Origin of the sequence: Leptospira ilyithenensis (genome assembly GCF_004771005.1) — a bacterium.
Classification (GTDB): Bacteria; Spirochaetota; Leptospiria; order Leptospirales; family Leptospiraceae; genus Leptospira_A; species Leptospira_A ilyithenensis.
The window spans coordinates 241558-267546 of the sequence record NZ_RQHV01000042.1; the positions used below are offsets into that span (position 1 = coordinate 241558).

The 25989-nt window shown below is 40.4% G+C and carries 23 protein-coding genes; 9 read left to right on the forward strand and 14 right to left on the reverse strand.

Annotated elements, in window-relative coordinates; translation table 11 throughout:
* Nucleotides 1-53: 53 nt before the first annotated feature.
* Complete coding sequence (locus EHS11_RS07835) at nucleotides 54-725, reverse strand: hypothetical protein (RefSeq protein ID WP_135763821.1); 672 nt, start codon at nucleotides 723-725, stop codon at nucleotides 54-56.
* A gap of 15 nt (nucleotides 726-740) precedes the next feature.
* Nucleotides 741-1457, reverse strand: a complete 717-nt coding sequence (locus EHS11_RS07840) for an MIP/aquaporin family protein (RefSeq protein ID WP_135763822.1) — start codon at nucleotides 1455-1457, stop codon at nucleotides 741-743.
* A gap of 141 nt (nucleotides 1458-1598) precedes the next feature.
* On the opposite strand from EHS11_RS07840, the gene EHS11_RS07845 reads away from it, so the two are divergent.
* From EHS11_RS07845 to EHS11_RS07855, 3 genes are all read left to right on the forward strand, one after another.
* Nucleotides 1599-2891 (forward strand): malic enzyme-like NAD(P)-binding protein, encoded by a 1293-nt coding sequence (locus tag EHS11_RS07845; RefSeq protein ID WP_135763823.1) that lies wholly within the window; start codon nucleotides 1599-1601, stop codon nucleotides 2889-2891.
* A 111-nt stretch (nucleotides 2892-3002) separates the two neighbouring features.
* Entirely contained in the window at nucleotides 3003-3380 is a 378-nt protein-coding gene (locus EHS11_RS07850; RefSeq protein WP_135763824.1) for a phasin-related domain-containing protein, read from the forward strand.
* Between the two features lie 100 nt (nucleotides 3381-3480).
* Entirely contained in the window at nucleotides 3481-4314 is an 834-nt protein-coding gene (locus tag EHS11_RS07855; RefSeq protein ID WP_135763825.1) for an LBF_0142 family lipoprotein, read from the forward strand.
* 11 nt (nucleotides 4315-4325) lie between these two features.
* Here EHS11_RS07855 and EHS11_RS07860 read toward each other — a convergent pair whose 3' ends face one another.
* The 9 genes from EHS11_RS07860 to EHS11_RS07900 form a co-directional block, all read right to left on the reverse strand.
* Nucleotides 4326-4919, reverse strand: coding sequence for an energy transducer TonB (locus EHS11_RS07860; RefSeq protein ID WP_135763826.1), 594 nt, complete (start codon nucleotides 4917-4919; stop codon nucleotides 4326-4328).
* Between the two features lies 1 nt (nucleotide 4920).
* The gene (locus tag EHS11_RS07865; protein ID WP_135763827.1) at nucleotides 4921-5346 is read right to left on the reverse strand and encodes an ExbD/TolR family protein; all 426 of its coding nucleotides are present in this window, start codon (nucleotides 5344-5346) and stop codon (nucleotides 4921-4923) included.
* Nucleotides 5343-5762, reverse strand: coding sequence for an ExbD/TolR family protein (locus tag EHS11_RS07870; protein WP_135763828.1), 420 nt, complete (start codon nucleotides 5760-5762; stop codon nucleotides 5343-5345). Before EHS11_RS07870 ends, EHS11_RS07865 begins: the two co-directional genes overlap by 4 nt.
* 12 nt (nucleotides 5763-5774) lie before the next feature.
* The gene (locus EHS11_RS07875; RefSeq protein WP_135763829.1) at nucleotides 5775-6623 is read right to left on the reverse strand and encodes a MotA/TolQ/ExbB proton channel family protein; all 849 of its coding nucleotides are present in this window, start codon (nucleotides 6621-6623) and stop codon (nucleotides 5775-5777) included.
* A gap of 393 nt (nucleotides 6624-7016) precedes the next feature.
* Nucleotides 7017-7796, reverse strand: a complete 780-nt coding sequence (locus EHS11_RS07880; RefSeq protein ID WP_135763830.1) for a cobalamin-binding protein — start codon at nucleotides 7794-7796, stop codon at nucleotides 7017-7019.
* A 2-nt stretch (nucleotides 7797-7798) separates the two neighbouring features.
* A complete protein-coding gene (locus tag EHS11_RS07885) occupies nucleotides 7799-8494 on the reverse strand; it encodes a potassium channel family protein (RefSeq protein WP_135763831.1) in 696 nt (231 codons plus the stop codon).
* Nucleotides 8495-8496: 2 nt separating this feature from the next.
* Nucleotides 8497-10263, reverse strand: a complete 1767-nt coding sequence (locus EHS11_RS07890) for a TrkH family potassium uptake protein (protein ID WP_425460561.1) — start codon at nucleotides 10261-10263, stop codon at nucleotides 8497-8499.
* Between the two features lie 44 nt (nucleotides 10264-10307).
* Nucleotides 10308-11003, reverse strand: coding sequence for a hypothetical protein (locus EHS11_RS07895; RefSeq protein WP_135763833.1), 696 nt, complete (start codon nucleotides 11001-11003; stop codon nucleotides 10308-10310).
* Nucleotides 11004-11016: 13 nt separating this feature from the next.
* The gene (locus tag EHS11_RS07900) at nucleotides 11017-12300 is read right to left on the reverse strand and encodes an amidohydrolase family protein (RefSeq protein WP_425460560.1); all 1284 of its coding nucleotides are present in this window, start codon (nucleotides 12298-12300) and stop codon (nucleotides 11017-11019) included.
* Between the two features lie 128 nt (nucleotides 12301-12428).
* On the opposite strand from EHS11_RS07900, the gene EHS11_RS07905 reads away from it, so the two are divergent.
* The 4 genes from EHS11_RS07905 to EHS11_RS07920 are packed head-to-tail and all read left to right on the forward strand — an operon-like array spanning nucleotide 12429 to nucleotide 19895.
* The gene (locus EHS11_RS07905; RefSeq protein ID WP_246047676.1) at nucleotides 12429-13724 is read left to right on the forward strand and encodes an MATE family efflux transporter; all 1296 of its coding nucleotides are present in this window, start codon (nucleotides 12429-12431) and stop codon (nucleotides 13722-13724) included.
* A 15-nt stretch (nucleotides 13725-13739) separates the two neighbouring features.
* Complete coding sequence (locus EHS11_RS07910; RefSeq protein WP_135763836.1) at nucleotides 13740-15494, forward strand: patatin-like phospholipase family protein; 1755 nt, start codon at nucleotides 13740-13742, stop codon at nucleotides 15492-15494.
* Nucleotides 15495-15529: 35 nt separating this feature from the next.
* The gene (locus tag EHS11_RS07915; protein WP_135763837.1) at nucleotides 15530-18874 is read left to right on the forward strand and encodes an MHYT domain-containing protein; all 3345 of its coding nucleotides are present in this window, start codon (nucleotides 15530-15532) and stop codon (nucleotides 18872-18874) included.
* 4 nt (nucleotides 18875-18878) lie between these two features.
* Entirely contained in the window at nucleotides 18879-19895 is a 1017-nt protein-coding gene (locus tag EHS11_RS07920; protein ID WP_135763838.1) for an HD domain-containing phosphohydrolase, read from the forward strand.
* Between the two features lie 175 nt (nucleotides 19896-20070).
* Here the strand turns inward: EHS11_RS07920 and EHS11_RS07925 are convergent, their stop codons facing one another.
* The 3 genes from EHS11_RS07925 to EHS11_RS07935 are packed head-to-tail and all read right to left on the reverse strand — an operon-like array spanning nucleotide 20071 to nucleotide 22739.
* Nucleotides 20071-21069, reverse strand: coding sequence for an SPFH domain-containing protein (locus EHS11_RS07925; protein WP_135763839.1), 999 nt, complete (start codon nucleotides 21067-21069; stop codon nucleotides 20071-20073).
* Between the two features lie 23 nt (nucleotides 21070-21092).
* Nucleotides 21093-21623, reverse strand: coding sequence for an LIMLP_15305 family protein (locus tag EHS11_RS07930; protein ID WP_135763840.1), 531 nt, complete (start codon nucleotides 21621-21623; stop codon nucleotides 21093-21095).
* A gap of 3 nt (nucleotides 21624-21626) precedes the next feature.
* Nucleotides 21627-22739: a zinc ribbon domain-containing protein gene (locus tag EHS11_RS07935; RefSeq protein ID WP_135763841.1), complete on the reverse strand. Its 1113-nt coding sequence runs from the start codon at nucleotides 22737-22739 to the stop codon at nucleotides 21627-21629.
* Nucleotides 22740-22884: 145 nt separating this feature from the next.
* Here EHS11_RS07935 and EHS11_RS07940 point away from each other — a divergent pair, with 145 nt between their 5' ends.
* Complete coding sequence (locus EHS11_RS07940; protein ID WP_342775424.1) at nucleotides 22885-24678, forward strand: DUF1553 domain-containing protein; 1794 nt, start codon at nucleotides 22885-22887, stop codon at nucleotides 24676-24678.
* Nucleotides 24668-25987 (forward strand): DUF1501 domain-containing protein, encoded by a 1320-nt coding sequence (locus EHS11_RS07945; protein WP_246047677.1) that lies wholly within the window; start codon nucleotides 24668-24670, stop codon nucleotides 25985-25987. The genes EHS11_RS07940 and EHS11_RS07945 overlap by 11 nt, the downstream gene beginning before the upstream one ends.
* Nucleotides 25988-25989: the final 2 nt, after the last annotated feature.

The following is a 25989-nucleotide window of genomic DNA, read 5'->3' on the forward strand; positions in this document are numbered from 1 at the left end:
TAAGGAAGAAAAAATCAGAAACCCGAATCTTGCGAAATGTTCAAGAGTCAGTTTCAAAGATTGTATTGTTTATTTTCTTCTTCCATAGGTTGCAGACTAGTACGGAGAAGTTCATTATAAAATCCTGGATCTTTTTCGAAATCTCTTAAGATATCATTTTGGAATCTTTCCATGACAAGAAGTTGAGGGTGTTCTGAAAAATTGATTCCATATTCTTGGGTAAAATTTTTTTTAATCAAAGGAATCGTAAAAGCAAGCGGGATGATTGTCCAGGAGTTGATAAACCAGCCGTCGGTTCTATATTTATAATCACGTATTATTTTTCCCGTTTTAATATCACTGATTTCAAAGGAGGCAATCGATGCGGAATCACCGATTGCCGGGAGAATTCCTAAAGACAAGAGCCACCATAGACCTGTAGCCACTGGCCCGTTGTATTGAGATATGGTCGAATAAGTGATCGCCAATGCGGAATTTTCCTTACTGTCGAAAATTTTTGAATCTGCGAATTCAAATTCTATCAGTTGAGAGTTATAAGCGGTCTTTCTTATAGATTCGAATTTGCGAATCAGATGCGCTTTAATCCGCTCTCGGTTTCTATCAATTTTGATTTCACGACTATTATCCGTATCTTTTATACTGTAATATTGCAGACTGCAAGATAGAAAAGTAAAAACAATAGTCATCATCAAATAAGTTCTCAAGCCAATTGCCTTTTTTGCCATAACACCTAACTCATTTTATCCGAACCACCTCAACAGCAAAGCAGCAATTCCCGCGCCCGTAAAAGGTGCAATGATGGGAATCCAAGCATACTTCCAACCGGATTTTCCTTTGTTCGTTATGGGTAAAATCCAATGAGCAAGCCTCGGGCCGAAATCTCTTGCCGGATTGATCGCATAACCTGTGGTACCTCCCATAGAGAGACCGATGGCCCAGACAAGAATCCCTACTAAAAAAGCTCCGAAAGCTGGAGTCAGTCCGGAGTTAGCTTCTGAAAATATGGAATGAATTCCCAAGATTAGGACGGCAGCTCCCAGCGCTTCACTGATAAAATTAGAAAACGAATGGGAGATAGCGGGTTCCGTTGAAAAGATCGCAAGGATAGCGGACTGGTCGGTGGTTTTTTTCCAGTGGGGAAGGTAATGCAAGTATACAAATACGGAACCGAGAAAGGCACCAGAGATTTGCGCGACTGCAAAGGGAATTAGATTTTCAAAATTTCCCGATTGGATGGCAACGGATAAAGTTACAGCCGGATTTAAGTGAGCTCCGGGACTTCCAAAAGTTTTTGCCACGAAAATTCCGAAAATAACTGCAAATGCCCAACCCGCGGTGATCACAATCCAGCCGCCGTTTTTCGCTTTGGAATGTTCCAGGAGAGCTCCTGCAACCACTCCGTTTCCCAATAGTATCAAAACGAACGTACCTAAAAATTCACCGATGAATTCGCTCATTCTTTCTCCCAATAGAAGGTTTCTTAATAAAGTAAGAAACCTTTGAATGTTGGAACATAATAGCAATCATATTTAAGCTCTGGTTTGTATGATTTTATTCTAGGATTTTACTGCGAATCAGAAATTTTGGGAAAATCGACCATGAAAAACAAGGCACTCGAGTACCACTCGCGATTTCCCAAAGGAAAAACGAAAGTCGTACCTACAAAACCGACAGAAACCAGTTATGATCTATCTTTAGCCTATTCTCCGGGTGTTGCCTACCCTTGTCTGGAAATTGAAAAGTCTCCCGAACTTGTTTATGAATATACGAACCGGGGAAATTTAGTCGGAATCATTACCAACGGCACCGCAGTCCTTGGATTGGGAAATATTGGTGCTTCTGCCGGGAAACCGGTGATGGAAGGAAAGGCAGTTCTTTTCAAGAAGTTTGCAGGAATCGACGTATTCGATATTGAAATCAACGAAACCGATCCTGAAAAGTTTATTACTATAGTAAAATCATTAGAACCTACATTCGGTGGAATCAATTTGGAAGACATCCGTGCCCCGGAATGTTTTGAAATCGAAAGATCTTTGGATGCACAGATGTCGATTCCCGTTTTTCATGACGATCAACATGGAACAGCCATTATATGTACTGCGGCACTGATCAATTCACTGGAACTGACAAACAAAAAAGCACAAAATTTAAAAGTAGTGATCAATGGTGCCGGTGCTGCTGCGATTTCGATAGCAGAGATGCTGACTAAGATCGGAGTCGAACATGAAAATATTTTCATGGTGGATTCCCGCGGAGTCATCAATGATAAACGTACCGGCTTGCATTCTTCCAAACTTCCTTTTATCCGCAAAACTTCCGCAAACAGTTTAGAAGAGATTTTTCCCGGGACGGATTTGTTTGTAGGGGTTTCCGTTGCAAATGTTGTAACACAGGCGATGGTAAGGTCTATGGCAAACAATCCTATGGTTTATGCGCTTGCCAATCCTGATCCTGAGATTTCTTATCCGGATGCAAAGGCTGCACGCAATGATTTGATCATGGCAACAGGTAGAAGCGATTATCCTAACCAAGTAAATAACGTATTGGGATTTCCATTTATCTTTCGAGGAGCATTGGATGTTCGTTCCAAAGTAGTGAATATGGAAATGAAGCTTGCCGCTGCATACGCGTTAGCTGAACTTACCAAAGAACCGGTTCCTAAAGAAGTAGCGGAAGCATACGAACTGGATCATATTGAATTTAATAATGATTACATCATTCCAAAACCATTGGATGCACGGGTTCTTTACAGCGTTGCACCGGCAGTGGCGGAAGCAGCAGTGAAAACCGGAGTAGCACAAATCGCTTATCCGGGCAGGGAAGAATACAAAGCGTTCCTTGCGAATATCATGGCCCACCAAAGAGAAAAATTAGTCGGTCAGACCGTTTAGACTTTTTTTCAAAAAATCGGTAATTAGACGAAAAAAAGTGTTTACATAAATTGTGCGATGCACAAGATTAGGTTGTGCGGTGCACAACAGGTGAAAACCAGGAGCTAAACAATGGAAAAACAAATAACAGACATTTTGAACGCAGGAATCGGACTTTTTCAATCTGGAAAAGAAGGTTTAGACAAAGCTAAAACTCAACTAGAAACATCTTACAACGAACTTGTTTCTAAAGGTGCTTTGGACAATACTGAAGGTTCTGTAAAAATTCGTCAGTCCGTTGACAAAATCCTAACAGACATTAAAGAATTTTCTAGCGTTGCCGGAAAAAACTACGAAGAGACTCGTGTGAAAATCGTTGAAAACTATAACAAAATTTCTGACGAGATTAAATCAAGAATGCCAGAAGGTAAAATTGAATCAGTAAAAGCAAAAATCAATGAAGTTGCTGAATCAATTAAAAAAGCGGGAACAACTTCAGCGAAAGCTTAAGTTTTAGATACTACTCCAAGTCAACTTAAGGCTGGTTTCCCCAGCCTTTTCTTTTTTTATACACATTGACAGTTTCCAAAATACAAAGAAACTGGAGTCGATGCAAAAAAATCCGATTTTTTTTCTATCTATCATCGTATTTGCATTCTCATGCAAGTTAGCTGATCTTCGTCCTGTTATCATTGCAACCGCCGGGAAAAATCCCGATCTACAAAAAAAAGCCGTCTTACTTATCAATAATCCTTCGGATATAAAATTAGTACCGGAGGATTGGACAAAATACAAACAAATCCAATTCACTTTGAAAGATGTTTGGCATTCCAAACTCGTAAAATTTTTCACACCGATCAAAGAAAATGAACAAAGGATGAAAGTTCATATCGACTTTGAAAAAGATACGATCGAAGTAGAAATGTTAAATGGTCAAAACAAAGGAATTGTTTACGGGTTGGTAAAAAAAGACGCATACCAAATCGCTCCCGATACCGGAAAGGTTTTTACTGGGGACGATGAAGTTCGTATTTATTTGGAATCTTTACGATTGTATCTTTTACTCGCTTGGAAAATCAGGGATTATGAAATTCTTCTTTATTCCGGTGAGGCGGAGAGACTGGGAAAAAATTATGAAACTGTTTATGCCACCACCGTTCAAGCGGAAGCAACTCCCGACACAGATCAATACCTTGCTTACTATGAACGTGAAACAGGTGCTGTAGAATGGGTCGAATTCACCTATCGGGAATTATTCAGCTGGTACCGGGGAGTTATCAAATTCGGATATTATGAAGATTGGAACGGGAAACTTTATCCAAGAAGGATCACCATCTTGGATAAATTCGCTGATGTGGACTTTGTTCATGAGATTCGGATTGAAAGGATCGAACTTCCCAAAAAACCGTTAACTGAGGAACAGATCATCCAAGAACAGAATTGATCTGTTTATCTCTAGTTCAAAGTAAACCGAATAGGAACTAATACTTTTACTGTAATCGCTTTTCCTTCCAACCGGGAAGGAGAAAATCTTTTACTTCGGTAAGTTGCGATTGCGGCTTGCTCAAGCCCCGATCCTAAGGTTTTCCCTACGGAACGAACCCGAAGGACTTCTCCGGAATCTGAAATCACGACTTCTAAAGTGAGAGTTCCCGTTACACCTGCGGATTTCGCTTCCGTAGTATATTCCGGTCGTGCATTCGGTGTTAGGTCCACTGGTGAAGTAGCTCCCGATACGATAGGATCTGAGGCACCTGCGATACGGGGATCTTCTTTCTTTTCCAGTTTTTCTTTGTCGGTCAGATCAAAATCGCCGTCTGTCGGTTTTGATTCCGAAACAGGTTCTTGGATTTGCACATTGTCGATAAATGCCACTTCTTCGATCAGACTGTCCAAACTATCCCCTTCAAATTTAGGAGTGAACCAAAACAGAAGTATAAGTAATTGCAGAACTGCAGAAAGACCAATGCCTGTTTCGATCCTATAACGATCTAGGTATCTATGAATGAGCTGTCTTTTGGATCTTTTTGGTAAAGCTACTGTATTCACGTTATTTACCTTTGAGACCGCCACCTTGTGTGGTCTTGGTTACAAGAGAGATTTTCAAAGCTCCAATCTCTTTCAAAGATTCAAATACCGAATCAATCTCAGCATAAGTAAGATTTTCATCCGCATGGATAAGGACTTTCATATCAGGTGTCACCATAAGTTTCGCTCTGATTTCACTTAACGCTTCGTTTAATGGGCGTTCCACCGAATTAAAATATACAGTTCTTTTTGTGTCCGCACTCAGATAAAGGTTTGCAATCTTTTTGTTTAATTGTTCTCCACCCGGTACATCAGGAAGACTGATAGGAAGATCCGGATCGGAGTCGAGCACGGACGTAACCATAAAAAATACGAGCAATAGAAATGCGATATCGGCCATCGAACTCACTGGTACGGAAGGAGGGACTTTTTTCTTGCGTAACATTATTGTTTTTTTCTCACTGAGATTTTTTCAAATCCGCGCAATTGCACCGCAGATAAAGCATCCAACATTTTGGCATACTTTGTGTCTCCCGTAGTAACAATTAACGCTAGTTTATTGGGTAGATCGGGGATTTCCATCTTATTAAGATCATCCCGAAACTCCTTTAGATCCGTATATTCTCTGGTTCCAAAAGAAGAATTTCTCATTTTAAAACGATCTTGTGTGACTAAAATTTCATATACATTCTTTCGAAGGAAAGGTTGGGCTTCAGACTGTTTGCGGGGAAGGCTGATATTCAATCCTTCCTTTACAAAAAACACTGCCGTAACCATAAAAAATACCAAGAGTAAAAATGCGATATCCGACATGGATGCCGCAGAGATTTCTTCTAACTCTTGTTTCTTCTTAAGCTTAATCATGGTGTGAGCCTATTATGCTTTTTTTCCGGCTTTGAGTTTAAGGTATTCTTTATAGATTTTGTTCGCTGCTTCTTCTACTTCGGAAGTAAAAAATCCGACTTTACCTTGTAAATACTGGTAGAATGTCATTGCGGGGATCGCAACGATCAAACCGGCCGCTGTAGTGATAAGAGCCTCTTTGATACCACCTGCAACTACCTTTGCATTGACTTGATCCGCATTTGCAATCGCATCGAATGCGTTGATCATACCGGATACGGTTCCGAGGAATCCTACTAGAGGAGCAATTGTAGATACGGCGGATAAAACGGTTAAACCTTTTTCGAGTAAGGTAATGACTTCACTCGCTTCTCTTTCCACACCGGAGGCAAAAATTTCAGGATCTTCCTGAGATACTTCCATACCGTTTGCAAGTACGCCCGTAATCTTTTGACCTTTGTTTTGTTCTAAGAAATCTTGTGCGCCTTTCAAACCTGAAGCGTCGATCGCATCTTGTAAGTCTTGATTGAATCCTTTACGAACTAATTTGGAAGTGAAGAAAAAATACAATCTTTCGAAAATCACTCCAAATCCGACGATGGAAGAGAGTAATAGGGGCCACATGGACCATCCACCGGTTACAAATAAGGAGATGAGTCCGATTTCTGACTCTGCTTTTTTCGGAGCCTCGGCCTCAGGTGCCGGTTTTTCAACTACAGGTGCGGCAGGTGTTGATTCCGTTGTAGCTGCATTCGTTGTTTCCGCATTAGGTGTTGGATTCGCTTGTGCTTGAATGGTTTCTACTAGGGAAAAAATTGCGATTATCGCAATGGCAAAAGATACTGAGCCTTTCGCTACAGTCTTTTTGAATGGAAAGTTCATGAATGTCTCCATATCAGATTGATATGTTTCAATCCTAAATGGATTTTGTTACAAATAAATGACAGGCTGGTTACAAAGAATTCATTTAGTCGAGGGGGATCGTTAGGTATACAATCCCCGCCCTAATGAGACTGGGAGGGGAGAACCACCCGCCACCCAATGGCTTCCTTTAGCACGCCGCAGCGTTTTTGAAAAACAGAATTCCTGATTTGAATAATATTTTTGAAATAAGTTCGCCTTTTTGCCCGAATCAGTTCGTGTTTTCTCCTGGATAAACTTGCTGGCTACTTCATATCGATTTTTAAATTGGAACGGATCCCCGCCCCGGATCGACCGAGCGCCCTCGACGAGGGAGAGCCGGAGATGGCGCCCAAATTAACAGAATAATATTTGTTACCTGGAAGTGATGATCTCTTTGAGTTTTGGGATTCCTTCTAAAAAAAGAGCGGGGCCTGGTTGGAGGATGATGCTCGGATCCAATTCGAAAATTTTATCTTTTTGGATGGCGGTTGTGGATTGCCATTCCGGTTTGTTGCGAACCCAATCCCAATTCATCGGTTTGCCACACCAACATCCCACGATCATATCCGGGTTTTTTTCAGCTACATCGTTCGCTTGGATGATTCTGTTTTTGGCTAACTTCTCATCTTGCAGATGAGAGAACACATCTCTTCCTCCGGCGATCTCAATGGCTTCGCTTACCCATTTGATTCCCGTGATAATCGGTTCATCCCATTCCTGGAAAAATACTCCCGGTTTGTCTGAAAGCCTGTTAGCCGATTCTTGCAGTGAGTCCACTTCTCTTTTCCAGGAATCTACGAGTGCTGTGACTTCTTTATTTTTTCCTACGATGTTTCCCAGAATGATCATGTTAGAAAAAATTTCTGCAATCGATCTTTGATTGAAGATAAGAACGTTTAACCCTCGTTGGATGAGGTCCTTGGCAAGTTGGCCCTGTATGTCCGAGAATCCGATGATGAGATCGGGTTTTAGGCTCTCTATCTTTTTGATATTTCCGCTGATAAATGCTGATACTTTCGGTTTTTCTTTTTTTGCGTGAGGAGGTCTGACGGTATAAGCCGAGATTCCTACGATTCGATCTTCTTCCCCCAGCAAATAAAGAAGTTCCGTAGGTTCTTCCGTAAGGCAGATGATTCTTTCGGGCGCTGACAAAATTAACCTTCCAAAAAACGATTTATATTTTTTTGAGATGCGAAAATGACAAGAGTATCGTTTTCTTTCAAGATCATATCTCCTTCGGGAATACCTAAGATTCTACCATGTGTACTATCGGATGATCTTTTTTTATCTTTCTCCTGAATCGGTCGTTTAATCGTAATTATATTGATCTCGTATTTTTGCCTTAAGTCGATTTCACCAACGGTCTTATTGATATATCGTTTGGGAACTACTACTTCGGAAACACTGTATTCGTCCGAGAGAAGAAAGTTTGCTTTCATTCCCGAAAAACCGAGTATCTCCGCCATACTCCGGGCAGCTTGTTCTTCAGGATTGAAGATATTTTTGATTCCCAAAAGATGAAAAATACGAATTTGCAAATCAGTTTGATAGCGTGCGTAAATATTTTTGGCACCCATTTTTTTGAGAAGATCCGCGCAGATAGTTGAAGTTTCAAAATCATCTGCAATTGCTAATACCACTATGTCCAGATCTTCGATCCCTTGGGAACGAAGTGCGGATTCATCCGTCGCATCCAAAGTCACAGCAACCGTGCAATGGTCTTTGATTTCCTGGATGACATCTTCTTTTTTATCAATGGCAAGTACTTCGTGACCTTCTGCAAAAAGATAACGGGCTAAAAGTTTCCCGAAACTACCGATTCCTATGACTGCAATTTTTTTCTTTTGCATGATTATCCTACTACAACATATTCTACCGGATACTTATACGAGAATGAAATTGCTTTTTTGGACAAAGCAACTAACAACGTTAAGATCCCTACTCTACCGACAAACATAACGATACATAAAATGGCTTTGCTATAAACAGATAAGTAAGGTGTGATTCCCCGAGTCAAACCCACGGTTCCAAACGCGGACACCACTTCATAGGAGATATCCAAAAAAGAAAAAGATTCGAATACAACCAGCCCGAAGATTGCCATAAAAATTATAAACAGAGAAAGTACGATCGTTGCTCCGGCACGATTGATGGTAGAAGGAGCGATGGAACGATGATAAACTTCCAAATCGGATTTTCCCCGAATTTGATTGATTATGTTGAATACGGAGATGGCAAGCGTGGTTGTTTTGATCCCGCCGCCTGTGGATACGGGAGAGGCACCCACCCACATCAAAAACAAAGAAAAGAATGTGATGGGGATTCCCATTTTTGTCAAATCCAAAGTATTGAAACCTGCGGTTCTTGCAGTAACGGAATAAAACAAAGAATGAAAGATCTTATCCATAGTACTTAGAGATTCTAAAGTTAGATTTTTTTCCAAAAAATAATAAGCCAGAGTACCAAGCAGAAGTAAAACCGATGTGGTAATGAAAACAAGTTTGGAAGTGACAGACCAACGGAAATAAACATCTTTGGGATGTGTCAAACGTCTGTGGATCTGGCTTAAAACGGGAAAGCCCAGACCTCCTAAAACAATGAGCAACATGATCGTGGAAAGAAAACTTTCCGTTTGCATAAAGCTAGGATCGGCAAGACCTGCGGGCAACAGACTAAAACCTGCATTACAGAAAGCCGATATGGAATGGAATATTGCGAAAAAAATCTTATTGAATTCCGACATCGGATAGGATTTTGGAAAGCTAACATACAATAATACAGCGCCAACTAACTCGATAAAGAAGGTCTGATAGGCAATTTGCCTAAGCAAACCTTTTACTTTTCCCATCGCTTCTTCGGAAAGTAAATCCTTCAATAAAAGTTTGTCCGTTACCGAAGCTTGCCCTGCCAGAAACATGGAGAAAAAACTGGTTAGAGTCATCAAGCCGAGTCCGCCGACCTGAATCAAAAACAGAATGATGATTTTTCCCGTTAGAGTAAAAGAGTCGGCAATGGAAATAGTGGAAAGACCTGTTACACAGGTAGCCGAAACGGTTGTGAAAACCAAATCAATGGTTGGGATCTGTTTATAAGTCGCTTTGGGAAAATGAAGAAATACAGTACCAAGCAGAATGATTGTTGCAAAAGAACCGACAAACACAAACGAAGGATTTATATTTTTAGCGTCATAAAACCGGGAAAGCCGGAAAAAATGGGCCAGGTTTGCAAAAATAAACAGGATCTGATTGGTAGACAGAAAAATCAAAGTCGCATCATCTCCTGTTAGATGGAATTGCCTTAAATATAAAATGATGTCTTCTTCATAAAAGTTTTCAACCAAGAGTAGAAGTACGATTACAAATTCCAATTTGTGAGCTTTTAAATAATCCCAAGGACTGTTACAAAATAAAAATCCAGTGATTTCATAAATCAGAAAAAAATGAACCATGGAATGTACGATCAACCTTACGATCGGTTTCCATTCTTCGGGATAATAAAATCCGTATTCCAAGATCAATATGGCAATGGAAATGACTCCAGTCGTTGTGTAGATGATTCTACCTAGGGAACGCAGATATTCCAAATAGAATTTCCGGGTTTGGTGTTTCCATGATTGCACATGACCTAAAAATAAAATCCAGAAATAAAAAAGTCGTTTTGTTTTCACGGGTTAGGTGCTGTCGGATTGGGCACCGTTTTCTTTTTTTCTCTATTTTCTTCCAAACGTTTTTGATCCAAGTAAACATTTGTGCCGGAAAGCCCTGCAGTTCCGGTAATCATTATAAAACTTCCGACAATTGTTTTTTCTACCGAGATGAGTCCTGCAAGTCCTGCCGAAACTCCCAAAGCAAACGGTAAGGTAAGAAAAAAGATAATATATCCCCGTCGGAACTTTGTTTCTTCGTAAACCGCTTCATCATCAAACTCTTCTCTTAATTTCTTTTGCGCTTCTTTTCTGATTCTGCTTCGATCACCTTGATCCTGTAAGGCGCTCGGATTAACTTCCCCAGTGAGAGGATTGATGGCGGGGGTTCTGGATTTGGAAGTACTGTTTTGTGTGTTTGCCGCATTTTGATTGAGCGTTTGATTTTGCATCAGCGCTCCCGCTCCCGGGATAGATAGAATAGGATCGTATTTGGTTCGGACATCCTTCGGAGCAGCCAAGGCAGGTCTGTCAAACTGAGGCGGTTGATCCACATCGCGGAGCACATTTCCTTCCGGATCCGAGCCGGGAAGATTTCTCAGATCATAATTATTCGTATCTTGAAAGCCTTCTTTTGTTTGGGACATAAGAATTCCGGGCATGGCAATGTACGGAACCAAACAAATAAGACAGATCAAGGCTCGAATCGATTTCATTTCAGCTTCAAATCTAGTTTACGGATGAGGGGAATAGGTCAACGCTTTCACGGCCGCTCAATAGAGTCGATTTATAACGAAAAGACTGTTCTCTGATCTCTTCTAAACTTTTTTCCGAAATCCCGGATTCCAAAGCCAGATCGTATTCCTCCCGCAAATTGGTATGAAATAAACCGGGATCATCGGAGCCGATGGTAAGTTTGATTTTGTGGTCATAAAAACGGGGAATCGGATGATCGGATAAATTTTCCAACATACCTATATAATGATTCGAGCTGGGACAAGATTCGATGATTGCATTCGTTTTTGCAATATTCGCCAAACAGTAGTTTTGGAATGTATTTAAGAATTGAATTTTTTCAGAGTCCATCAACATGCGAACTGTATGAGAGGGATCGGCGTTCAATAATGTTTTTCTTTCTTTGTCGATTTCCTTTTTGGAAAAGTAGGGACCGAATTCTCCTATCGAATCGTAATTTTCCAATTCCAGTTCCAATTGGTCCAATCTTTCCGATAATGATTCCGTTCTTTCTTCGCTCAAAAACATATCAGGTGCAACACCTACTGCCAATGCATGTCCCAATCTATGAGCACCATTCTTCGCAGATTCCAATACCCATCTGGATGCGGAGAATGGAGTTTTGTCTCTGAAACTTTCGCCTACATGATATAAAATAGAAAGCGCAGTTGAGTTTTCCGCTTTGTTGTCTTTCAGAAGATTTTCAAAAAAAACTTTTTTATCTTTCGGAGGAAAACCTTCTTCTATATGGCAGAAGTCGATTCCTACCAAATAGTCTTTGATAATGGATTCTTTTTCCATCCAGTTCTTCATCCAATCATAGTGCTTTTCGAAATTCAAATCCCGATGAATCGACATAACCAATTTGGCCTCCATCGGAAATCCGTTTTTTTTTGCGAGTGACTCTCCTTCTATCATACCTTCGCATGCGGCCATTAGTTTTTGAAAGAAGACATCTTTGGTTTCTTCTTTGGCAAACATCAGTCTGTATTCGGCGTAACTTACTTCATTTAGCGCATGTGAAACGATAATATCTTTCGTTACTTCGGTAATTTCCTTGTCATGAAATTGCACGAGAGCAATGATTAAATTGAATTTTGCCTGAAAATGCAAAAATGGTGATTTTTCCTTAAAGTAATAGAGCTTTTTGAATTTCTCAATGTCCTTATAATCGTCAAAAAATGTTTTCGGATTCACTTTGATTCCATAAGCCGATTCGAATGCATCCAAATAGAGATGCCATCTGGGTGATGAATTTTCTTTTCCAATTCGAAACAATGTTTCCGCGGGTAAACAGCCATAAAGGTGGTTGTGCAGATCGCAATACATAAAAAAATGTCCTAACTATGCTCCATAAAGTACAACGAGTATTATCTCTTACTCGATTGAATCAGAAAATCTTAACAATGGCAATCCCTGTTTTTTTCGGGATGCTCAGTTATACTGCCATCATGATTGCAGACACTGCGATGGTAGGAAAATTGGGAGCTACGTCTCAAGCAGCAGCAGGATTCGGAGGAATTGTATATTTTACAATATTATCATTTCTTATGGGCGGTTCTATGGCAGTGCAGATTGTTGTGGCACGTCGTGTAGGGGAAAAGAATGATTTGGGAGTGGGAATTACTTTAACCAATTCCCTTTATCTTTCCAGTGTGATCGGAATCATCCTTTCTCTTGCTGGTTATTATTACGGCCATTCCATGATGGGATTGCTCGGTGATGACAGGGAAGTGATCTTTCTTTCAGGAGAATATCTTTCCTATCGTTTTTTGGGAACGGTTTTCTTTTTTATGGGATTCGCCTTACGCGGATTTTTCGATGGAATCGGAATTATGGAAGCGGGTATGATCTCTTCGATCACTGCTGCGGTTACAAACATATTTTTCAACTGGTTGCTTATCTATGGAAATTGGGGATTTCCGGAGTGGGGAGTGAAAGGCGCTGCAATTGCTTCCGCATTGGCCGGAATACCTTCCTTGGTAGTAGTGCTGCTTTTCTTTTTGCGGAAAGACGTAAAAAAATATTTTAATAAGAAAGTTTGGGTTCCTAGCATTCAAATTATACAAGAGTTAGGTGTTGTTGGGTTTGCACCCGCCGTTGAAGGAACTCTTACCAATTTATCCTTTGTGGGATTTATGAAAATTTCCGGCATGATCAGCACGATTTCACTTGCAGCTTCCAATGTTGTGCTTGCATGTCTCAGTCTTTCTTTTATGCCTGGGTTCGCTTTTGGAATTTCCGCTACGACCATTTTGGGACAGGCGATGGGAGCGGGTAAGGTTCGCCTCGCTTACCAAGGAACCATGCGTTCCGCAACTTTTTCGGCAATAATGATGGGTTCCATGGGACTGGTATTCATTCTCTTTGGAAAGTTTTTATTAACCTTTTTCACGTCGGAAAGCCTGGTCGTCACGGAAGCTTATCCCGCGCTCGTGGTGGTTGCTTTCATTCAAGTGGGAGATGCTTACCATATGGTAGTGGGATCCGCTCTCCGGAGTGCCGGTCTTATGTATTGGGTTTTGATTGCTTACGTGCTCGTTTCTTTCGGGATTATGTTACCTTTGGCGTATTTGTTCGGGATTGTACTGAAAGGCGGGACGATTGGAATCTGGTTTTCGTTTTTTATTTGGATTTTGATCTTAGCGATTCTTTTTATTCAAAAATTTCGCAAGAAGGAGTGGGTGAATATTCGAATTTAATACGTAGAGGATAATATGAAACGAACAGAGAAGGAACGCACAGCGATCCAAAATTTTTTGAAGTCGGTGGATTTATTTAAAAAACTCCCCCCCATTGTTCTTGCTCGTATCGCAAATAATGTCCAGGAAAAACTCATCCGAAGCCACGAAGCCTTGTATTATAAAGGTGAATCTTCGGAGAGTATTTACATCGTTCGTTACGGAGAAATCCTACTGGAGAATCTATCCGATCATGGTATAGTATACATCGGTGCCGGCCAGGTTCTCGCTGAAAATTCACTTATCTCCGCCTCCAATCATTCTACCTCGGCCATTGCGGTCATAGACACATTGGTTTATGTATTAAATGGAAAACTGTTTTTGCAGCTTGCCGCACAAGAAAAAGTTTTAGCACAAAATATCATTTATATGATGGGCTCTCGTATGAGAGAACACCTGGATCGCACTCCCAAGAAAGATGTATTTTCCGGCTTACGTAGGTTATGTTGTCATGTTCCTCTGGAGCCGGAATATCATTTCGGCACCAAGATAACCGCATTTTTGGAAAACTATGGAGAGGCTACCAAAGCGCTTTCCATAGCCATTCCTGTTTCCAAATTCATCGGGATGGATCCTACTAAAATTTCAGAATACCTTACCGATATTAGGCGAAAAACTCCCTTGGTTCATCTTTACTTTGACGAAGGAGTCACCAGACAGGATTTTGCATTCTTGGTAGTGCAGTCCGACTTCCTGGTTTTTTGGGAACAGGATCCTGAAAGATTTTATAAAGAAAAAGAAGAGATTGTTAATTTCTGGAAAGGGAGGATTCGAAACTTTCAAGGAAGAGCCATTCGCCTGATGGAAGACGAAGTTGTGAAAAAAAGCTATCTTCCCAGTGATGAAAATCTAAGAACATTCTACCAAAAAGATACTCTTGCCCGCTTTCTAGTTTCCAAAACAAGAGGTTTGGCGTTAGGTGGCGGTGGAGCAAGAGCGCTCGCTCATGTGGGGTTACTGAAAGTTTTACACCGGGAAGGGATTCATTTTGATTTTATCTCGGGCGCTTCCATGGGTGCAGTGATTGCCGCATTGTATGCCAGAAAAGAACCGCCTGAAAAGATCGAAGAGCTCATCAAAACTTTCTTCGGTGGATTGGAGAGTGCGTTCGATCCTACTTTGCCCATCGTTGCTTTTTTTAAAGGCAAACGAATGAAACGTATGTTAAAGGAAGCTTTTCTAGATCAAAGGATTGAAGAGCTTCCTTTGCCTTTCGCTACTTCGGCTGTGGATTTACAAACGGGAAAGGAACATATTTTCGATCAAGGCCCGATTACGGAAGCATTGACCAGCGCGATGAGTTTGCCCGGAGCATTTCCTCCTTATCGATTGGGGGAAAAGATTTTGGTAGATGGGGGAATGATCAATAATGTTCCTGAAAGTCTGATCCGTTCGAAAGGTGCCGATGTGGTTTTGGGTGTGAATGTATCTCCTTTGCAAGAGATGGTACCTGTAAAATTATTTGAAGATAGAAACACTACAGAAAAAGGTTTTTTTCGTTATATTTGGGATACTTTAAAGTATCCGCCGATTTTGCAGATTATGACGCGTACAATCACTTTGGAAGGTAGGGAAATTACTAGGTTAAAACGACCGAGAATGGATTTATTTGTACATTTCCACTTGGAAGAGTTTCAATTGTTTGATTTCGTTCGCTACCAAGAAATTATTGATAAAGGTGAGAAGGAAGCTGAGGACAATATCGTAGAGATCAAACGACTCTTCGCATAAAATAAAATCAGTGGTTTCTTTCTCTAGATATATCTATGGGCGTTCTAGAGAAATTTTTTCTTTTCGAAACAAACCAAGTTGTGTTCGTAGAAGGGAGCTATAATTATTGGCTCGTTTCTCTTTCCGTTTTTATAGCCATCGTCGCTTCCTGTATATCTTTGTACGTACTGAATCAAATTTCTTTGGTTCATATCAAATCTTCCCGATACCTACTTTTAATAACTGCTAGTTTGGCATTGGGGAGTGCGGTTTGGTCTATGCATTTCATCGGGATGTTGTCTTTCGATCTATGCACAAAAGTGGATTATAACGAGGTTTGGACGATTTTGTCCATATTGCCGAGTTTTGTTGCATCTTCTTTTGCACTTTCATATATAAGCAAAGATAAAATCTCTTTCAAGGAACTTGCATTAGGTGGTACGATTGTGGGTTCCGGAATCGGAGCTATGCATTATATGGGTATGGCAGCGATGGATATGAGTCCAAAGTTGCTTTACGATCCGTATCTGTTTTTATTATCTTTGGTAGTTGCCATTACTCTTGCTATCCTTGCGCTTTATATTCGTTTCGGTTTGAAAGATATAAGGTTCCAACTAAGTGACCCGGTTGTGATTTTGATCAGCGGGATTGTTATGGGAATTGCCATTTCGGGCATGCATTATACCGGTATGGCAGCCGCACGTTTTGTTTCGCCGAAAGGTCAGCTCATTCAAAGCCATGAATCCGATCAGTTTTTCTTGGCAATCAGCGTTAGTATCGGTATTCTTCTCTTTATCGGATCGGTTGTTCTTACAAATATATTCATCCGGTACAAAGACTTAGTTCAAAATCTGCAAACCAGCGAATCCAGATTACGCGCAATCATCGAGACCGCGCCAGACGCCGTAGTGATGATCAATACCAAAGGTGTGATCCAAGAATTCAATGAATCCGCAGAAAAGATGTTCGGTTGGAATTCAAACGAAGTTATCGGTCAAAAAATCAATATGTTAATGCCTAACCCGCATCAAACGGAGTATGACAATTATCTCTTCAATTATTTAACAACAGGAGATGCAAAAATAATCGGTACGGGTAGAGAAGCACATGGAATCAAGAAAGACGGTTCTTTGTTTCCGATCCGACTGGCAATCGGGCATACGAAGCTTCCTCAGGATGATTTATTCGTCGGATTTATCAGTGATATTACGGAGCGAAAACTCATTGAAGACGCACTCAAACAAAATGAAGAAAGATTGAGATCGTTTATTGAAAATATTCCAGGAGTAGCTTATCGTTGTTTGGTGGATGAGGATTGGACGACTATTTTCATGAGTGACGCCATTGAAACACTCGCAGGTTACCACGCATCCGATTTTTTGCAGCCGAACCGTATCAGGGCTTTCTCGGATATTATGCATCCTGACGATAAAGGTCATGTGGCGAATATGATTCAGAATGCAATCTATACAAAAGATACGTTTGTATTGAATTACAGAATCATACATAAAAACGGGAATATTCGTTGGGTTTTGGATTACGGAGGAGTTATTTTAGACGACCAAGGAAATATTAAATGTTTGGATGGAGTCATTTTAGACAATACGGATCGCAAAATTATTGAAGAGGCTTTGATTGATTCAAAGGAAAAAGCAGAGATGGCTTCGATGATCAAGACCACATTTCTTGCGAATATGAGTCATGAAATCCGAACACCAATGAACGCTATCATTGGTTTTACCGAGGTGTTATTATCCGGCGAATTATTGGACCAACAAAAAAAACATTTGGATACGGTTCGCAATTCCGCAAAGTCTTTGTTAAGACTTCTGAATGATATTCTGAATTCCGCAAAACTTGAGAAAGGTGCCGTTGAATTGGAAGAGATTGATTTCTCTTTGATTCGTTTGATCGATCAGATCAAATCGGTAATAAGTATTGAAGCAAAAAACAAAGGCTTGGAGTTTATCATCAATTTCGATCCGAAGTTGGGTGAGTTTTATAAAGGGGATTCTCTTCGCATCAGACAAATTATTACCAATCTACTGGGCAATGCGATTAAGTTCACGGACAAAGGTTTTGTCAAACTAAGCGTATTATTGGATGGAGAGGTTTTACATTTTTTAATCAGAGATTCCGGTATCGGTATTTCCAAAGACAGATTGGAAAAGATTTTCGATCCTTTCACACAAGCAGATGTTTCGATGAGTAGAAAATATGGTGGAACGGGACTCGGTACAACAATCTCCAAACAATTGGTGGAGTTGATGCATGGAAGAATTTGGGTGGAAAGCGAGTTAGGTGTCGGAAGTATTTTCCATTTCACATTGCCTTTGACAAAAGGGAATGTGGTTCACGACAAACCTGACATTGAAAAATTCAAACTTCCTCGTTTGAAAGTACTAATTGTCGACGATCTTTACCAGAATGTCGAATTGATCAGTTTGATATTGTCGTCTAACAAACATACTGTTGGCGTTGCAAGAAACGGAAAAGAAGCAGTAAAAATCTATCTGAGTTCTGAATTTGATTTGATATTAATGGACATTCAAATGCCCGAGATGGACGGTTTGGAAGCGACTCAGAAGATCAGAGAATATGAAAAAACAAATTCTTTGGAACGGGTTCCCATCATTGCTTTATCAGCAAGCGTATTCGAAGAAGATAAAATTTCAGCTAAAAATGCTGGTATGGACGGATTTGTCACCAAACCGATAGAAACGGAAATCTTATTTCGGGAAATTGCAAGAACATTAAATTTGAATTTGGAGGTTATTTCGGAAAAAGAAGAACAGCCAAATTCCGCAGCTGAAGAATATTTTCAATTCCAACGGGGTATTAAATTGTTCGGATCGGAATCAAAATATTTGAAAATGTTAGAAGGTTATTTTGAAGATTATAAATCGGAAATCAATTCTAGCGTTTCCCTATATACCAACAAACAAGAATTAACTTCCTTGCTGCACAAATTAAAAGGGGTTTCTTCAAATTTAGGAATTTCAAAAATCATGAATTCTTTAACAAATTTGGAGAAAAAACTTATAACCGATGAAATACAATTGGAAGATTTGAATCATCTTATTAAAGAATTCGATGATTCGTTTTTAAATTTTACCGAACACGCCAAATATCAATCAGATACGAAGATAAATTACGAAAACAAATCGGATAAAGTCCTTTCGGAAGGAGAACATAGGTTATTTTTAGAAGCTTTGGAAGCAAACATTTTCTCTTTGGCAAGGGGATCTATCAGTGAAAGACAATGGAACGATTTGATCGGATTGATTTCGAAAACCAAACATTACGACTCGATTCAGTATTTGGAAGAAAGAATTTCTCAATTTGATTTTGAATCAACTATCAGTGAATTAAATTCCATTAAAGAAATCTACTTAGGGTAAAGCAATGAAAGAAAAATCGCAGAATCATTCCGTTCCGAAAGTATTAATTGTCGATGATGAACCTGCCAACTTACAGGTATTAAAACAAATTCTTCAAGATGAATATGAATTATTGTTTGCAAAAGACGGAGCCAGGGCGATTGAGCTGGCTCTTCAGGAAGAGCCCGATCTTATCTTGCTTGATGTGATGATGCCTGATTTGACAGGTCATGAAGTTTGCAAAACTTTAAAATCAAAACTTGTTACCAAATCAATTCCTATTATCTTCGTGACTGCCATGTCGGAAGTAGAAGACGAAGAAATCGGATTTAATTTAGGCGCAGTGGATTATATTACCAAGCCGGTCAGTCCACCGATTGTAAAAGCAAGAGTTAGGACTCATTTATCGCTTGTGGATATCAATGAAGTGAAAGCGACCCGTCTGCAAATTGTCCAAAGATTGGGAATGGCGTCGGAATATAAAGACAATGAAACAGGAATGCACGTCATCCGTATGAGTCATTATTCACAGGTTCTTGCGTTAGCATTTGGTTATACGGCAGAGGCCGCCGAAGATATATTAAACGCCGCTCCCATGCACGATGTGGGAAAAATAGGCATTCCCGATAATATCATTCAAAAACCGGGAAGGCTTTCTCCGGAAGAATGGGAAGTTATGAAAAAACATCCTGAAATCGGTGCAGAGATTATCGGAGATCATAAATCAAGTATTCTTAAACTTGCTAGAACGATTGCACTCACTCACCACGAAAAATTCGACGGAACGGGTTACCCTTACTGTTTAAAGGGAGAAAAAATCCCGCTAGAGGGAAGAATCATTGCAGTAGCCGATGTATTTGATGCTTTAACAACGGTTCGACCATATAAAAAGGCCTGGGAAATTCCGGATGCTATTGGCTTTTTACGAAAGGAATCCGGAACTCATTTTGATCCGGAATTGACCGAACTTTTTATCAAGGTGATGCCTGAGATTTTGGAAATTCGAAATAAATGGCCCGAAGAGATGACAAGTTTATCTTAATCGATCTTTCATTCCTGTTTTGGATTTTATCCGTAAACAACTCAAAGTTTTTTGCCCCTGCCTCCGCGCCCCTCTTCCATTTTCGTTCCAAATAATAACAGATGGTCTTTTGAATAGTAGCGTTGGACTATTACAAATCCGGGCAGGATCGCCACTACCAAAAGACCGAATGTAATCATATTGATGAAAGGATTTCCTTCTTTTTGGTTTCAAATTCCTCGGCAGAAATCAGCCCCTGATCCAATAAACCTTTTAACTTTGCAATTCGGACAGCAGGATCGTTTGCTGCCGGAGCTGACTGACCTTGGTTTTGCGAGTTTTGGTTCATCATATTTCCCATCATCTGGCCCATATTCATCCCCATGCCCATTCCCATACCAGCGCCCATTGCACCGCCAGCCTGGCCTTGATTTTCCGCAGAAGCCTGACCGATATCGAACATTTTTTTCTGCTGATATTTATCACCTAACATGTCAATTTCGAATTTGTCTGTAATGATTTTTTGAATTCTTTGATAATTCGGATCTTGTTGATCAAAATTGACGGAAGATACGTTGAATTCCGTAAGTTCGATTCCGTATTTTTCGAATTCGGGAGAAAGTTTTACTCGTCCCGCTGTGGAACTTTCATCCCGGTACTTATTGATCTCCACAACGGAAGTGTTGTTGTTTAAAATGACTTCCGAAATAAAATCACCGATGCTACGAACGATATTCGGCTTTAGGAATTCATCAATTGCTTCGTTTGTAGTTCGATTCCCGGCTTTGACCACATTGATTAAAAAAGGTTTGGAATCCTTGATCCTGAATTTGTAGTCTCCAAATGCCCGTATGTTTAAAACGATTTTATACTTCGGGTCTTCCAAAGGAATGGGGGTGTTTGTTCCCCATTTCATTGCAAAAATACCTTTGTTAATATAATATACTTCTGCTGTGAATGGAGTTTTTCCTCCGAAAGGAAGATTGACCAAAGCTTCAAGTATAGGTATATTCCCTGTTTTTAAAGTATGTGTTCCGGAGCCGAATGTATCGAGCGCCTTTCCTTCTTTAAAAAATACCGCTTCCAATCCTTCGTCTACGATCAATTGTCCCGCAGTACTGATTTCATCCGAGGGGTATTTCCAAACGATTTCATTTGGTTTTCCTTCAAATTTTATCCTATCTATCAATGCCATGTTATTTTCCTTATTAGTTGGTATTATTTCTTTAGAAAAATGTTGTTTCTTGCTTCGAATTCTTTTTCGATTCCTTCGATGGAAGTAACTACATTTTGAATCGCCGATTCGGGGTTTTCGGAAAACCATGTGGAAAGTTTCTGCGTAACGTCCAATTCCAATTGTCCTAATTTTTCCAAAATTCCAAAATCATGTTTTAATAAAGATTCCAATTCAGCAGTGGTTGCCTTGAATCCGCTTCCCAATCCGTTCAATCCGAAACCTGCGGATGAAATTTTCATTAACACCCGTTCTAAGGTATTCAGAGCAGGTGTTGTTTTACCGATGTTTTGGATTTGCGCCTTTACTACAAAAGCCTCTTCCAGTTTGCGAAAAGATTCTTTGAAGCTGGAAAGTTTACCTGTGATTTCTTTTCTAACCAATTCGTTTGTTTTATCGAATTCCTGATTGGCAAATGCTTCCGCGAATAGGGAAGTCTCTTTTAAAAATTTACGAACGGGTCCTTCTTCCGATTGGAAACGTTCGAGCGTTGATTGTAACCATGCTTGGTCCATAACTTAGTACTCCTGAATTGATTCCGATTCCACGATGGAATCGCATGTTATATAATTAAAAATGACGCTCTTGTCCGACTGGTATAATGTTTTAGGATTGTACTGTTTCCATTTTGCCTGATCAAGATCGCAATCGTGTTTTTCTCCTTTGGTTTCACCCGAATCTTCTTCAAAATGAACTACATAAGATTCTTTTTTTGCACCTAACCTTTCACAGCCGATAGAACCGGAACAGGACTGGTACTGAGGGTTCGGCCAATAAGGGTCTTCAGTGACACCGATTCCTTTTGCAGTCGAGGCTCTTTCAAATGCCCATTTGTCTATAGTATAATAACATCTACTATCATAGACAGGTTCGCTTCTGTATTTGGTCGAACAGCTTTCGCTTTCCGAATATGTTCCGTCTCCCTTATCAGAACGGACTGTATGGCATTCCTGTCCATCGGCAACCTGTCTATGGCTACGTACTTCGGAACGTCGACTAACACTGTACGCATTACTCGGCATTGAGTCGCACCAGGAAGAATCCGAAACAGGTTTGAACCTTTCTATGTCGATCGAACGCGACCACTCATGTTTGGCAACTTTCAAGGTTACCCTTTCGGTCCAAAGAACTCCCACGCAAATAAATCCTATTGTTCCGAATAGGATGCTGCCCAACATCCATAGAACCCATTTCGGAGTTTTAGGATGCGGTTTGATGAACTTTGAATCTTTAAAAGCAAGATCTTCCTTTGCAGGCGGAGGAGTTCCACCTTCGCTTAAAATTTTCTGATTTTCAAGATCTTGTTTGGCTGCTTGAACATTGTCTTCAACACCAACACCTTGGTCTGCACGACGTGCAACATCCTTTGCTCCTTCGAGAGAGCCTCCGCAATTTCCGCAGAAAACTGCTTTTGCACCGTTGGGTGTGCTGCAAAAGGTACAAACCTTATCAGCTCCGAAATATACATGATCTTGGACTGCAACTTTTTCAGAATCCGAAGGAAAATATCTTCGAGCGGGATCTTGTGTAGCACCGCAATTAGGGCAATGCCTATGTGTTTTCCCCAAAAGTTTTTTAGAACTGCAAAACTCGCAATCCCAAAGCATCTCATAAATTTTTTCTTCAGCCATCGCCAATGCTTTATGATGCAAAAATAATGTTTTGCAAGAAAAATATTTTATTTCCCGTCTCTCTCTTGATAGGTAGAATCATCCTATGCCCTATTTTAAAAATAATGGAAAGAATTTATTACCCAAAATTTTAACCTTATTGGTTTTGATATTTTCAATAACGTACATTGTATCTGCAAAAATAAGAGCTTCGTCTTCTTCACATCCGTTGGATGCTCTTTATAAAAAACTATCTCCGAAAATAAAGCTTGCGGAAGATTCTGTCATATTGCGTAGGTTAGCTCTTCATTTGAAAGGAACTATTCCTTCCCCGGCAGAGTTGGGTGATTTCGCTGCTTCCGATCCCGAGGCCAGAGCTATAAATTACTCGATCAATTATTTGCGTGATCCTGGGTTTGCGGAATACTGGGGAATGAAGTTCGCATCTTTGTTCAGAGACAAAACGAAAACAAGAAAGGCGCCTACAGGAGCATTTTACAAGTATTTGGCGGATTCCCTTCACTCGAACAAATCCTACGATGTGTTGGTTACGGAGATGATCAATTCGCAAGGTACGCTTGCGGAAAATCCTGCTACCGGGTTTTATATCAGGGACAATGCCGATCCTTTGCAAGTCGCCGAGTATGTTGGACGCCTATTCTATGCTAAACGGGTAGGATGTGCGAGATGCCATGATCATCCCTTTATCAAAGATTTTACCAGAAGGGATTATTATGCAGTGGCCGCATTTTTCAGTCAACAGTTTGTCCAGGATTGGTCTTTTGACGCGGATAAATTCAAAGGTCAGGATGTAGCTTATGTTCCCAGGGAATTGGAAGAACATTTGCCTACAGCCGATTTAAAAAACCTTCAAGATAAAAACAATGAATGGTATCGGGAAAATTGGAACAAGTGGTCGGAAGAGGAGAGAAAGTCATATCAGAAAAAACATGAACTCAAGTATGTCACTCTTTACACCCAACCGAAACTGGGTTTGCGTTTTCCTCATACGGATGATGCTCCTGGAGGAGATTTGGTTCGGCCTAAATTTTTGGACGGGACGGAACCAAAATTAAAGCCGGGTGATGATAGAAGAAAGGTTTTTTCGAGTTGGCTTACCGATAAAAAAAACGATCGTTTTCGAAAAGTAATCATCAATCGTATTTGGACTGAACTAATGGGATGGAGCTTCTTTACTCCGTTAGACGATTGGAATGCGGATACAAAATTACAAGGCGAAGAAATATTGAATCATTTGGATCAGGTTTTCGTAAAACAGGAATATAGAATCAAAGATTTGATTTTATATATTGTTTCCTCCGATGCTTACGCACGTTCTTATCCTGTACCCAATGATCCCGATCCCGAGGATTCGGTCCGTTATTTTGCATCCCAACGATTGAACCCGGATCAATTGTTAAATTCTTTGATCAAGGCATCGAATACATTGTCTCTCAGCGGAATTTGGGAAAGAAAAATCATTCCTTTGGATGATTTGGGAAATTTGGAATCCATCGATCTATCGGGAATGGGTACGGTTCGTACTCCGAAAGATCAACCCAAAGATATCGCAACTGCCATCGAAGTGGAACGGCCTGCACCCTATCATAGTTTTTTAGCAGTATTCGGATCAGGTTCCAGAACGGACATTGACGATGATTTTTCGGAAATCACAATTGAACAGGTATTAACTTTACTAAACGGACGGGTTACCGGAAAGATCATTTGGGATTTCGGAGGAAATGATTCTTTCCCCAAGAAAAAATTCGACGAAACCAAATCCATGGCAAAAACGATGGATCATATTTATTTTACTCTTCTCGGAAGGCATATCTATAAATTGGAACAGGACATATTGATAAAAAAATTAACCAAGCCGGACAATGTGTACGACCGGGAGATATTGCAGGATCTTTCCTGGGCGATTTTGAATAGTCAGGAGTTTCTGCATGTCAACTAATATGAGTTCATACGAAAGGAAATTGTTTCTAAAAAAAAGTATGGGAATTCTTGCCGGTGCTTTTATAGCTTCCTTACCGGCACATTCCCTGTTTTCAAAAGACGCCGAGGATACCGACCAGGAAGAATTCACTCATAGTTCTCCAGTCAAGTCCATCATATTCATCAATATGGAAGGCGGTATGAGTCATGTGGATACTTTGGATCCGAAAGCCAATAGTGCCTTTTCCAAAGTGGCATCTACCATTTCGGGAATCAGCTTATTGGAACCGTTTGCGAAAACGGCAAAACAATTAAAGCACCTAGGTGTTGTTAGGAGTACTTGGAGCGAAGACGGTGATCATGGATTCGGACAATACCTGTTAAACACAGGTTATCGGATGCCGGAGGGAATGGGTTTTCCCGATATTCCTCATTTCGGATCGGTGTTTGCTTATTCCAAGAAGAGAAATGAAAAAGGTCCTTATTTTCCTTCCTATGTTACAATGGGAAGTCGTAGCGGACGCATTGGAAATTCCGGTTTTTTAGGTGTTCCCTATGCGGGATTTCATATCGGCAATTTGGATAATCCTGTAAATCATTTGGTTCCATCCTATGGAAAGTACAAAGACGAAAGGCTGGTTCGAAGAAAAGATATTTTAGAAATGATAAATTCCGAATTTGGGCTTAGAAACAATTCTCCTCAATTGAAACTTTGGTCCGAGATGGTAAAAGCCGCAGATGAATTTAGAAATTCTTCCCGACTTGCCAGTTTTGATCTTACCAAAGAATCTGAGGCAACTAAGGCACGTTATGGTACAAGCTGGCAAGGCAAGGCTTTGCTCATGGCGAAAAGGCTGGCCGAAAAAGAAGTTCCTTTTATTCAAATTTCCGTCGGCGGCTGGGATACACATAACAATAACAAGGTGCAAATTGCAAAAATCATGAGTGAGACGGATCAGGGAATTTCGGCATTAATTGAAGATTTGGCAACTAGCGGTTTACTATCCCAAACAGTATTCTTTTTGAGTACTGAATTCGGACGAACACCCGATGTGGGAAGTCGGGACGGAAGGGACCACCATCCTAGAGTTTGGACGAGTCTTCTCGGTGGAGGTCCTTTTCAAAAAGGATTTGTATTGGGAGAATCCGATGAAAAAGGAGAAAGACCTTCCAAGTCAAAGGATGCCTACCATCTGCGGGATTTGATTTCAAGCATTCATTATGCCTCTGGAGTAGACCCGGATGCTTCGCTTCCGAATTCTTTCGGTAGACCGTTTCCACTTTCTCCTCGTTCGGCGAAGGTGATCGAGGAGATAATCTCTTTGTAACC